The sequence below is a fragment of the Flavobacterium sp. genome (assembly GCF_027484205.1).
In the GTDB taxonomy this organism is placed as follows: Bacteria; Bacteroidota; Bacteroidia; order Flavobacteriales; family Flavobacteriaceae; genus Flavobacterium.
In genome coordinates this window covers 115452-127881 of sequence record NZ_JAIXUB010000025.1, presented here as the reverse complement: position 1 = coordinate 127881, position 12430 = coordinate 115452, and the positions used below count along the sequence as shown (strand labels likewise).

The window sequence follows — 12430 nt, the reverse complement described above, 5'->3', positions numbered from 1 at the left end:
ATTGACATTTTTTGTTTTCAGAGCTTTCCATTACATCAGGGCTAACACAATAATAATGTAGAAAAATAGTTTTCAAATTACATTCAGCATTGTTAAAATCACTAATTTTAGTCCTTCAAATAAAACATAAAAATCCATGAAAAATTGCTTGACATTACTGCTTTTTGCTTTTGTATTAAATCTGTCTGCACAAAACAACAAACTCGAAAAAGGAGAATTTTCTTCCATAACACCATCAGCAGAGACATTAAAGTTTCACATCTCTGACGATAATAAATTTCAGCTTTCCATACTTTCAGGAACGTATGAAGAAGTAAATGATTCCATTTATTTCAATACAAGCTATGCTGACATGCCAAAATTTAATTTGAAATATTCCAACCCAAATCCAAAATCAGATAAAATCACAATTGATTTAGGTGAATTTTCTTATTATCAGTATTATAGTATTTACATTGGAACACAAAAAAACATAAACTCTCCTGTTGAGTATAAACCAATGAAAGATCTTCTAGATATAAAATATTCTGACTATGAAGCTAAAAAATTAACTTTCGAAATTGACAAAGTTGAATTTATTTATTTAGTAGAAGACAATCTAAAAAAAGAATCATTCATTGAGAAATTTCAAGTTCCAAATGATGTTTCTAAAATTGATGTTCAATATTCTTCATTTTCAATAGCAAAATTAAAATTCAGAGGAGTTTATAATCAAGAAACAAAAGAATTAATAGTAACTGAAGGAAAAAGTCCCATCGTTTTTTCAAAAAAAGTTGTACAAGAAGTTTCAGAAAAACCAATCGAAAAGAGAGTACAAAAAAATTGGACATATGATGGAAAAATTGCTGACCCAACTTATGATTATGATTATCCAGTTGATTCCACATCAGTTGGAGTTGGTTATGCAGATCAAGTTCCACAATATGTTTTCAAATTAAAAATTGAAAAAACATTAGCCGAAGCTCAAAAAGAAGCAAGTAAATATCCAAATAAAATGTTAGTAGTGTTTTATGATACTAATAAAAATGCGCAAAAAGAGTTTGATCAATATATTGAAAATTATCAAACAAATAATCAATACAATATGTATGATAAATACAATCCTGAATATGATAATTTCAATTTTTATCTTGCCACAGATAAGGATAAAAACAGTTTAAAAAAACTTGGAATAACAGATAATCAATCGGTAATATTTTTAAATTCTGATGGCGAAAAATTATATCACACAAAAGCAAAAATTACCGACGATGATTATGCTTACTATAATCTTTCTTCAATAAATATTGATTTAAAACCAATAAACGCTCATGCGCAATTTGACAAAGTATTGAGTAATAAAAAGAAATCAAATGCTGATATTCAAAATACATTTTTAAATATAACTAAATCGGGTAGAAGTAATTACACTTCAGTAATGCCTCCACCAGCATATCCTGCAACTGATGCTGTTATACAAGTAAAAGAGCTTGGTGTTGTTGAGCCAGTGGAAGATGCAGCAATAACTGTTGATTCAACTGCTGTTGTTCAAGATTATTATGATTATTCTGTTTTAAAAGAAAAAAATAATATTTATAAATTAAAATCATCTCAAAAAGAAGTTGAATTAAAATACAAACAATTACTTGATTTCCATCAAAATGATAAAACAGTTGATGTAGATTTTTTAAAAATTATTATCAGTGAATTAAGTATGAATTCCGGATTTAGCAACATTCTTTTTAATAAATATGATGAAGCTTTAAATGCAAATGATTTTCAATCGATTGATTATGTGTTAAAGTTCTTTAATGAAATTCCAAAAATTGAAGCAGTAGATTATTATGATCAATATACAACAACTTCGTTAATTGGAATTATTTCAAATGCTTTAAACAGAACTTCAAATAAATCACAAACGGATAAAGTTATTGCTTATTATGACAAACTCTTGAAAACAACAAATGACGATTCATGGGTTTTAAAAGGGAAAATGAGTCTATTAAAGGAAAATCAAAAGGATAATGAGTTTTTAAATACTTTTGATGCCTATTTTAAAAGTTTCATTAAAGATGATTCAAGCATCATTGAGCAATTAGATAAAAAGTATAATTCAGAAACAGATTATAGCTGGAATGAATTCAAAAGTACCTTTGCTAATGAAGCTAATGAAGCAGCATGGTTTGTGGTTGAAAATGTAAAAAGTCAAACGCCATCTATTTTGAAAAACGCCATCAAATGGAGCGAAACCAGTTTGATAATTGAAAAAAACAGTCCTTATTATTTAGACACATTAGCACAATTGTATTACAGAAATGGCGAAAAAGAGAAAGCCATTTTAACTGAACAAAAAGCCATTGATAATATTAAAGATGGCACTTTTGAACAAATTGAAGAATACAAATTGGTTCTTGAAAAAATGAAAAATGGAACGTATTAAAAAGCAAAACCTGATGTAAAAATCAGGTTTTTTTTATGATATTTTTTTACCAACGACACTCATTTGGACCTTTTGATTGAATTTTTCTAAAACTCAAATATTTGTACCACCATTTAGTTTGGTTAAATTCGGAGGTTCTAATATCGTTTGTTTCAAAGATTTTCCCTTTGTAAATTAATTTGCATGGAACTTTGTCGGTGTATGTTTTATTCCAATAGTTAACTAAAAAATTGAATTCAACTAAAGGTAATTTGTATCCGTTGAAATCTTCTCTAATGTTTTTATTTTTCAGATAAATAATTTCGACATAATCTTCTTCAAAATCAAATAGTTTTGTTTTTTTAGTATCAATTAATAAATGATTATTTGTCGATTTTTCAGTAACTAAATTGCTAAACATGGTCAAGTTTCCAGCATTTCCAAGTCCAAAATAACCTTTCAATGTCCATAGATTTATAATAACAAAAATTGGAATCAAGTACGCATTAAATTTTTTAGCATAAGCATATTCCTTTGCAGAATATGACTTAAAAAAAGTATAAATAAAAATCACAAAACCAATGTCAAAAATAAAGCCTTCAATAAAAGTGTTTTTGTAGTTGTCAATTCCAAAAGTGGGTAAATAATATCTGATAATAATGGCTAAAATGATAAAAATCAAAAATGGTTTTACCGCTTTTAAATTGTTTTTTGATATCGTTTTTTCTTCAAAATTAACTAAACAACCAAGAATTAAAAATAACCCAACACAACTAAAATCTGCAAAACCTGAAAGTGAAAGATAACAATGAAAGCACAGTAAAAGGAATCCAGTAATTTTTCTAGTTTTAAAATGAAGTAAACCAAAAGGTAAAATCAATTCAATAAATAAAGTTCCATATTGAAAAAAATGCGACCAAAATTCAGGTAAAACAAAACGTTCATTAATAAAATTTGATAAAGCATAAACATTAACTTCATTTACACAACTCACACATGGGTTAAAAAAATCAGTATTTAATTTGTGAAAACCAGTGTAGAAATAAATAGTTACAGTGATTGTTCTAAAGAAATAGGAAACTAAATTGGTGTTGAAAATTGTTTTTTTTGAACTCAATTTTAATGCAAAAACAACTAATAAAAATAAAGAAAAGGAAAGAATAATGGTAGAATGATTTCCAATTCTAGGAAATTTATCAATAAGAAAATAAATGCTAATTATTGAATTTACTAAGGTTGCCCACCAATATTTGATATTAATAATTGAAATTAGGACAAATCCAATAATAACAAATAGAGCTAATGGATTTGAAAAAATTAACTTGTGAAAATTCATCAAAATGGCACCATTGAAAATTGCCAAAAGCAACAAATAATTGGATTTTATCTGTAGTTTGTTTTCAATATTTTTGATAAATGAATTCAATTTTTTGGAATTGTTTGCTACAAAGTAACAAAAAAACCGTCTTGAAAAATATCAAGACGGTTTTAAAATATCTATAAATTATAAATTATAAAGAAAAAGCAGCTTTTACTTGATCTACAAAATCTAATTTTTCCCAAGTGAATAATTCTACTGAAACAGTTTTTGCCTCACCATTTGGTAATTTAAATGTTTTTGTAACCGTTTCAGATTTTCTTCCCATGTGTCCATAAGCGGCAGTTTCACTATAAATTGGATTCCTCAATTTCAAACGTTGTTCAATGAAATAAGGACGCATATCAAAAATTCCTTCTACTATTTTGCTTACTTCTCCATCAGTCATGTTTACTTTTGAAGTTCCATAAGTATTTACGTTAATTGATGTTGGTTTTGCCACACCAATTGCATAAGAAACTTGAACTAAAACTTCGTCACACAAGCCTGCAGCAACTAAGTTTTTAGCAATATGACGTGTTGCATAAGCAGCAGAACGATCCACTTTACTTGGATCTTTTCCAGAAAATGCTCCACCACCATGAGCTCCTTTTCCACCATAAGTGTCCACAATAATTTTTCTTCCAGTTAATCCAGTGTCACCATGTGGTCCACCAATTACGAATTTTCCTGTTGGGTTAATGTGGTACGTAATATCATCGTTAAAAAAGTGAGCATATTGAGGATATTTAGCTTTAATTCTTGGAATCAAAATTGATATTAAATCGCTTTTAATTTTAGCCAACATAGTTGCTTCATCAGCAAAATCATCATGTTGAGTAGAAATTACGATAGCGTCAATTCGTTGTGGTTTATTATCGTCAGAATATTCTAAAGTTACTTGTGATTTTGCATCTGGACGTAAATAAGTAATTTCAGAATTTTCTCTTCTAATGTTAGCTAATTCAATCAACAATGCGTGAGCAATATCTAAAGCTAAAGGCATATAATTTTCAGTTTCATTAGTTGCATAACCAAACATCATTCCTTGATCTCCAGCACCTTGCTCTTCTTTACTTGCTCTGTCAACACCTTGATTGATGTCCGCAGATTGCTCGTGAATTGCAGATAAAACACCACAAGAATTTGCCTCAAACATATATTCACTTTTTGTGTAACCAATTTTTTTGATTACATCTCTTGCAATAGTTTGAACGTCTAAATAAGTGTCTGATTTTACTTCACCAGCAAGAATTACTTGACCAGTTGTAACTAAAGTTTCGCAAGCCACTTTAGATTCAGCATCAAATGCTAAAAAATTATCGATTAATGCATCACTAATTTGATCAGCTACTTTGTCCGGATGTCCTTCACTTACTGACTCTGACGTAAATAAATAAGCCATAATATAATTTATTTTTAAATTAATTTTTGTGAAGAAAAAAACGATAAATTACAACGGAAATACTAAAGGAGAGTTCTGCTTTAGCATTTTTTAATGAGGTTGCAATCAGTTCAAATTTTTCCTCTTTATTTCGGTTGCAAATGTATAAATACTATTTTGAATAGAAAAAACAATTTCACTTTTTTTATTTTTTTAACGCAATTATAAAAAATCTAAATACGTAGTATTTAAATATATAATACAAACTTTCAAATGTTAAATTTTCAAATTTGTTTTGGTTAATTCAAAAATAGTTCAGAAGTTTGCCTCATCAAAAATAAAGAAAAAATGAATTTAGTTATTTGCAATATGTGTTGTATGATGTGGAATCTTCCGCAGAGGACATCTATTGTATAATTTTAAATCTTTAAAATATATTCAAATGAAACCTCTGCAAGCCGCAGAGGTTTTTTATTTAAATCAACTTTGTTACACTGAGCGCAGTCGAAGTGCTTTTTTAAAAATAATTTCAAAATGAACGTAATAGCAAAAAATATGATGATGACTTGTATGATGATGCGCACAATGTGTTGTATCGGCATTTGCTATTACCAAAAACGGAAAACGTAAAAGAAATATATATTTCTAGTGTAAAAGTCCTTTTGGTAAGCCATCCAAAAGGACTTTTTTTATTTAATCTGAAATCGTTTCACATTCTTATCAAAAAATTTAAAAACTAATATTTAATATCTAAAATCAACTATCATGAGTACACAAAAATTTTCAACTAACGCTTTACACGCAGGACACGATGTTACTAAAAACGCAGGAACAAGAGCAGTCCCAATTTATCAAACATCATCGTATGTATTCAACAACTCTGACCATGCAGCAAATTTATTTGGTCTTGCAGAAGCAGGATTCATTTACACACGATTAAACAATCCAACAAACGACATTCTGGAGCAACGCTTAGCAAAACTTGAAGGAGGAATTGGCGCAGTTGTAACCGCTTCTGGAACTTCAGCAATTGCAACTACATTATTAGTTTTACTAAAAGCTGGCGATCACATTGTAGCATCCAATAGTCTTTATGGCGGAACTTACAATTTGCTGAATGTTACGTTACCAAGATTAGGAATTACAACAACATTTGTAGATCCATCAAATCCTGAAAACTTCACCAAAGCCGCACAGGAAAATACAAGAGCATTTTTTGTAGAAAGTTTAGGAAATCCTAAATTAGATGTTTTGGATTTAGAAGCAATTTCTACAGAAGCTAAAGCATATAAAGTACCATTTATTGTTGATAATACTGTGGCAACGCCTTATTTGTTGAACCCAATTCAACATGGTGCTGATATCGTAATTCACTCATTAACAAAATATATTACTGGAAACGGAACTTCTCTTGGAGGCGTAATTATCGATGCAGGAAACTTCGATTGGAGCAACGGAAAGTTTCCAGAATTCACTGAACCATCAGCAGGTTATCACGGATTAAAATATTACGAAGCATTAGGTGCAGCATCATTTATTGCAAAAGTCAGAATAGAAGGATTACGTGATTTTGGTGCCGCTTTAAGTCCATTCAATGCCTTTCAAACCATTCAAGGATTAGAAACGTTAGAAATTCGAATCAAAAAACATTCTGAAAATGCTTTAAAATTAGCAGAATGGTTACAAACTCAAGAAGAAGTGGCTTGGGTGAATTATCCTGGATTAGAAACTTCAAAATATAAACAACTTGCTGATAAATATTTACCAGAAGGAAAAAGCGGCATTGTAACTTTTGGATTAAAAGGAGGTTTTGAAGCTGCGAAAAAAGCTGCTGACGGTACCAAATTATTCTCGCTTTTAGCAAATATTGGTGATACTAAATCATTAATTATTCATCCAGCAAGCACAACGCACCAACAATTATCGGATGCAGAGCAAGAATTAACAGGCGTAACCAAAGATTTAATTCGTTTATCTGTTGGTTTAGAAGATATTGAAGATTTGAAAGCCGATTTAAAAACTGTTTTTGTAACTATTAAAAATTCCCAAAAAGTCTAATCATGAGTCATAAAATTGTAAACGTAGTTGGATATGCAAAGGAGAAAAATCAATTTGTGGTTAAAGCTCAAAATTTTGACATCCGAATTAGTAAAAACGAAGATTATCCAGAGCTTGAAGGTCCAAGTCCGTTAGAATATATTCTTGCAGGTTATGCGGGATGCATTAATGCTGTTGGGAAAATTGTTGCAAAAGAACACGGAATTGTTTTAAAATCACTTCAAGTAGAATTATCTGCCAAATTAAGTTTAGATAAATATCAGGGAAAAATTAGCAGTGAAAGAGCTGGCTTTAGTTCTATTGAAGTGATTGTTAAACCTACAGCAGACGCAAGTTTAGAACAACTAAAAGACTGGCTAATAGAAATAGAAAACCGTTGTCCAGTACAAGATAATTTGGTAAACCCAACACCAGTTTCGGTGGTTTTATATAAAGATTTACAAGCTGTTGCGGCTGCTTGATAAAAATAATGTTTAGGTTTTTGTTTGTTAAGAACTGTCTCTGATTTCGCGGTTGGAGGCAGTTTTTTAAAACAAGTTTCAATAAAATCTTATTGTTATTAATGTCATAATAGTTTAAAAAAAAACAAAAATGTTAGAAAAAATAGTGTTGTATGATTTCAATTTAGAAAACGGAAAACAAATTGCATACTTGCCTTTGTTCTATCAAACGTTTGGTCAATCAATTGGTTCTGCTCCAATTGTTGTGGTCAATCATGCGTTAACAGGAAATTCAAATGTAACTGGAGAAAATGGTTGGTGGAATGACTTAATTGGCGAAAATAAAATCATCGACACCAATTATTTTACCATAATTGCATTCAATATTCCCGGAAATGGTTTTGATAAAAATGCTGAAAATTTAATTTCAAATTACCAAGATTTTACCATTCGTGACATTGCTTCTGTTTTTTGGAAAGGATTATTTTTCTTGAATGTTAATCAAGTGTTTTCAATAATTGGCGGAAGCCTTGGCGGTGCAATTGCATGGGAAATGGCAGTTTTGCAACCTAATAAAATCCAACATCTAATTCCAATTGCAACCGATTGGAAAGCAACTGATTGGGTTATTGCTAATGTTTTAATTCAAGATCAAATTCTGAATAATTCTAAAAATCCTATTGCTGATGCACGTTTACATGCCATGCTTTTGTATCGAACACCACAATCGATCAATCAGCGGTTCAAAAGAGAACAATCAAATCATGTATTTCAAATCGAAAATTGGCTTACAAATCATGGTGAAAAACTCAAAAACCGATTTCAATTGCAATCCTATAAATTAATGAATCATTTGCTAAAAACGAATGATATTTCTCGTAATAGAAAAGATTTTCTTTCAGTTGTCAATGAAATTCAATCTACAATTCATATTATTTCAGTTGATACAGATTATTTTTTTATTGCCAATGAGAATCAAGAAACGTATCGTCAATTGAAAACAATAAAGCAAAATGTTTTTTATAACGAAATAAAATCCATTCACGGTCATGATGCTTTTTTGATGGAATTCAATCAGCTAAATGAAATTTTAGAACCTATTTTTAACAAACAAAAACAACAAAATTATGTCAACGCTTAGAATAAATATAGTCCTTTTCGGAATCGGAAATGTAGGAAGCACTTTAATAAATCAAGTTATCGAAAGTCAAAAATTCTTCCTCGAAAAAAGAAATATCGATTTAAGATTTCCAATTATTACCAATTCATCTTTAGCTTTTTTTGAAAAAGAGGGATTAAAAAACCAATGGGAAGCCAATTTTGCACAATCAGCAATCCCATTCAAATTAGAAGGTATTATAGAGTATGTTCAAGAGCAACAACTAGAAAATCTAATTGCAATAGATGCAACGGCAAGTTCTGAAATTATAAAAAGTTACATTCCTCTAATTCAAAACGGGTTTAACATTGTGGCAGCCAACAAAAAGGCAAATACTTTACACAATGATTTCTATCAAGAATTGAGAAGAAATTTAAAAAAATTCGAGAAAACATTTCTTTACGAAACTAATGTTGGTGCAGGTTTGCCAGTTGTTCAAACAATCAATGATTTGCATTTTTCTGGTGAAAAAATAACTAAAATTAGAGGCGTTTTTTCAGGTTCATTAAGCTATATTTTCAATAGATTTTCATCAGAAGAAACATCATTTTCAAACATTTTAATCGATGCTGAGAAAATTGGCTTAACCGAACCCGATTCACGCGAAGACTTGTCAGGAAACGATGTAGCTAGAAAATTATTAATTCTTGCAAGAGAAATCGAACAGCAATTTGAGTTTGATGACATAAAAATTGAATCACTTTTATTGCCAGAATTGAACGAAAAAAATTCTAAAGCTCAATATGCTATCAATAAATCCTTTTTCGACAAACCATTTAATATTGCTAAAATTACTCAAGCCGATAATCATGTTTTGCGATATGTTGGTGAATTCGATGTTGTTTCAAAAAGACTAGAGGTGAAGTTAGTTTCTGTTCCAAAAAGTTCACCATTAGGACAACTAAAAGGTGCCGATAATTTGATAGAGATCTACACAAAATCTTACGGTGAAATTCAAATTGTAATTCAAGGTGCTGGCGCAGGAAAAGAGGTTACAGCTCGTGGTGTACTAACCGATATCTTAAAAATTTCCGACAAAATTAAAATTAAAGAGACTGTTTGGTCTTAACAGGATCAAAGTCAAAACAGTTCATTTTTCAAAAAGTAACAAACAAAATTAAACAAATATGAAGTTAGATTTAATTGCATTTGCCGTTCCATTCTTCATCTTTTTTATGTTTTTAGAATATACTATTAGCCGGAAAAGAAATAAAAACACACATCAATTCAATGAAAGTATAGCAAATATAAATGTTGGAATTGTGGAACGAATTACCGATTTACTAACAACAGGTTCATTCTTTTTTATTTTCACATGGCTCAACAAAAACTTTTCAATTTTCACTATAGAAAGCAATTGGATTACATGGATTTTACTATTTCTCGCAACCGATTTGGTTTGGTATTGGTACCATCGCGTTGGTCATGAAGTCAATCTGTTTTGGGCAGCACACATTGTGCATCATCAAAGCGAAGATTTTAATTATACAGCAGCAGCACGAATCACTGTAATTCAAGCAGTTGCACGCGGATTGTTCTGGAGCATATTGCCAATAATAGGTTTTCCAGCCGAAATGATTACCGTTTTATTATTGATTCATGGTACTTATCCTTTTTTTACACATACGCAATTAATTGGAAAATTAGGTTGGTTAGAATATATCATTGTAACACCAACACATCATGGCGTGCATCATAGTAGTAATCCAGAATACCTCGATAAAAACTATGGAGATATGCTAATTATTTGGGACAAACTTTTCGGAACCTATGCTGAGGAAACTGTAAAACCAAAATACGGATTAACAAAATCATTAGAAAGGCACAGTTTTTTATGGCAGCATTTTCACTATTTTTTAGAGCTAATTGTAGCAGTTAGATTAGCCAAAACATTCCAGCAAAAATTAAAAGTAATTTTTGGTTCTCCAAATGATCATGATCCAAGAATCCGACCTTTTTTAGAACGAAAATTATCTCAAAAGGTTACTCATATGTCACTTTCAGATAAACTTATTCGTGCTATTCAAGTCAAAACGGTAACAACAATTACTTTGCTTTTTACAGCAATTTTATTCTCAAAGTATTTCACAAATACCACTCTTTTTTTTATCACAATATTTCTAATTTTAAGTGTCATAATTACAGGAGCAATGCTCGAACAAAAACGCTGGATTTTCCATCTTGAGTTTGCACGATTATTACTGCTTTGCATCATAATTAACTCAATATTTTCGGCATTGTATTTCACTGGATTTACACTTACAATAATTAGTTTAGCACTATTATTTTATAATTCAATTAATACAAAATATCAACAATTTTTATTTTCTAACTAACCCAACCCTAAAACCTGCAACACTAAATCGTTGTAGGTTTTTTATTTTTTTAAAAAGTTGCAAAATAAAATTCTATGTCATTACTTTGCACTGTTCTTAAAAATAATGTTTGTTATCACGAAAGCTGGAGAGATTAGACTCGATGAAAGCTTAGCAACCCTACAACTGTAGAAGGTGCTACATTCTATCTCGTTACTTATAACGAGAACAGATAACTCAGAATAATTTCCAAATTTCTGATAACAAAAAAATAAAATACAGTTATCAGATGTCAATCATTACAGAAGCAATACAAGAAAGAATCCTAGTTCTCGATGGAGCAATGGGAACAATGTTACAACGCAATAATTTCTCCGAAGAAGATTTTCGTGGCGAACGTTTCAAAGATTTTCCTCATCCTTTAAAAGGGAACAACGATTTACTTTCTATAACGCAACCTGAAGCCGTAAAACAAGTGCACCGTTTGTATTTTCAAGCCGGAGCCGATATTGTTGAAACCAACACATTTTCAGGAACTACAATAGGAATGGCCGACTATCACATGGAAGATTTGGTTTATGAACTAAATTACCAATCGGCTAAAATTGCTCGTGAAGTTGCAGACGAATTCACAGACAGACCAAGATTTGTCGCAGGTTCAATCGGACCAACAAACAGAACAGCATCCATGAGTCCAGATGTAAACGATCCAGGATTTCGTGCTGTAACATTTGACGATTTAAAAATTGCCTATCGTCAACAAGTAGAAGCTTTGATAGATGGCGGTTGCGATGTTTTACTAGTAGAAACTATTTTTGATACATTAAATGCTAAAGCAGCACTTTTTGCCATTGAAGAAGTGAAAGAAGAACGAAATATTGATATTCCTGTTATGGTTTCAGGTACAATTACTGATGCCTCAGGAAGAACACTTTCTGGTCAAACCGTTGAAGCATTTTTAATTTCTATATCGCACATTCCGTTATTAAGCATCGGATTCAATTGTGCACTTGGAGCTGATCAATTAAAACCTTATTTGCAACGTTTAGCCATGAATACGCAACTAAATATTTCGGCACATCCAAATGCAGGTTTGCCTAACGCATTTGGACAATACGATCAAACACCATTAGAAATGCAAGCCTTAATTAGAGAATATCTAAAAGATAATTTAATAAACATAATAGGAGGATGTTGCGGAACAACGCCAGAACACATAAAAGCAATCGCAGATGTTGCCAAAGAATTTAAACCAAGAAAATTAGAATTAGTATAGCAGTTTTTCCTGCAAGGTTTTCAAAACCTTGTAGGTATAATTT

The 12430-nt window shown here is 30.5% G+C and carries 9 protein-coding genes and 1 riboswitch; of the genes, 7 read left to right on the top strand and 2 right to left on the bottom strand.

The features are described 5' to 3' along the window. Positions 1–136: 136 nt before the first annotated feature. Positions 137–2419, top strand: a complete 2283-nt coding sequence (locus tag Q0049_RS13050) for a hypothetical protein (protein WP_298120533.1) — start codon at positions 137–139, stop codon at positions 2417–2419. A 46-nt stretch (positions 2420–2465) separates the two neighbouring features. Here Q0049_RS13050 and Q0049_RS13045 read toward each other — a convergent pair whose 3' ends face one another. Both Q0049_RS13045 and metK read right to left on the bottom strand, forming a co-directional pair. Further along, positions 2466–3824: a hypothetical protein gene (locus Q0049_RS13045; RefSeq protein ID WP_298120530.1), complete on the bottom strand. Its 1359-nt coding sequence runs from the start codon at positions 3822–3824 to the stop codon at positions 2466–2468. An 85-nt stretch (positions 3825–3909) separates the two neighbouring features. Next, complete coding sequence (gene metK, locus Q0049_RS13040; protein WP_298120527.1) at positions 3910–5160, bottom strand: methionine adenosyltransferase; 1251 nt, start codon at positions 5158–5160, stop codon at positions 3910–3912. Positions 5161–5904: 744 nt separating this feature from the next. Between metK and Q0049_RS13035 the strand changes: the two genes are divergently transcribed. The 6 genes from Q0049_RS13035 (at position 5905) to Q0049_RS13010 (ending at position 12387) form a co-directional block, all read left to right on the top strand. Next, on the top strand, positions 5905–7197 hold the full coding sequence (locus tag Q0049_RS13035; RefSeq protein WP_298120524.1) for an O-acetylhomoserine aminocarboxypropyltransferase/cysteine synthase family protein: 1293 nt from the start codon (positions 5905–5907) through the stop codon (positions 7195–7197). 2 nt (positions 7198–7199) lie between these two features. After that, positions 7200–7658, top strand: a complete 459-nt coding sequence (locus Q0049_RS13030; RefSeq protein ID WP_298120521.1) for an OsmC family protein — start codon at positions 7200–7202, stop codon at positions 7656–7658. A 130-nt stretch (positions 7659–7788) separates the two neighbouring features. Next, complete coding sequence (locus tag Q0049_RS13025) at positions 7789–8778, top strand: alpha/beta fold hydrolase (RefSeq protein ID WP_298120519.1); 990 nt, start codon at positions 7789–7791, stop codon at positions 8776–8778. Next, positions 8765–9865 carry an aspartate kinase gene (locus Q0049_RS13020; protein ID WP_298120516.1) on the top strand — a complete coding sequence of 367 codons (1101 nt, stop codon included), beginning with the start codon at positions 8765–8767 and terminating at the stop codon, positions 9863–9865. Before Q0049_RS13025 ends, Q0049_RS13020 begins: the two co-directional genes overlap by 14 nt. Before the next feature lie 58 nt (positions 9866–9923). Beyond that, positions 9924–11132, top strand: a complete 1209-nt coding sequence (locus tag Q0049_RS13015) for a sterol desaturase family protein (protein WP_298120513.1) — start codon at positions 9924–9926, stop codon at positions 11130–11132. A 109-nt stretch (positions 11133–11241) separates the two neighbouring features. After that, positions 11242–11350: riboswitch (SAM riboswitch) on the top strand. A gap of 50 nt (positions 11351–11400) precedes the next feature. Continuing rightward, a complete protein-coding gene (locus Q0049_RS13010) occupies positions 11401–12387 on the top strand; it encodes a homocysteine S-methyltransferase family protein (RefSeq protein WP_298120510.1) in 987 nt (328 codons plus the stop codon). Positions 12388–12430: the final 43 nt, after the last annotated feature.

Excerpts from the sequence above, each read along its gene's own strand:
- Q0049_RS13050 (WP_298120533.1), top strand. The coding sequence starts at position 137 with ATGAAAAATTGCTTGACATTACTGCTTTTTGCTTTTGTATTAAATCTG.
- metK (WP_298120527.1), bottom strand. The coding sequence starts at position 5,160 with ATGGCTTATTTATTTACGTCAGAGTCAGTAAGTGAAGGACATCCGGAC.
- Q0049_RS13035 (WP_298120524.1), top strand. The coding sequence starts at position 5,905 with ATGAGTACACAAAAATTTTCAACTAACGCTTTACACGCAGGACACGAT.
- Q0049_RS13030 (WP_298120521.1), top strand. The coding sequence starts at position 7,200 with ATGAGTCATAAAATTGTAAACGTAGTTGGATATGCAAAGGAGAAAAAT.
- Q0049_RS13025 (WP_298120519.1), top strand. The coding sequence starts at position 7,789 with ATGTTAGAAAAAATAGTGTTGTATGATTTCAATTTAGAAAACGGAAAA.
- Q0049_RS13020 (WP_298120516.1), top strand. The coding sequence starts at position 8,765 with ATGTCAACGCTTAGAATAAATATAGTCCTTTTCGGAATCGGAAATGTA.
- Q0049_RS13015 (WP_298120513.1), top strand. The coding sequence starts at position 9,924 with ATGAAGTTAGATTTAATTGCATTTGCCGTTCCATTCTTCATCTTTTTT.
- Q0049_RS13010 (WP_298120510.1), top strand. The coding sequence starts at position 11,401 with ATGTCAATCATTACAGAAGCAATACAAGAAAGAATCCTAGTTCTCGAT.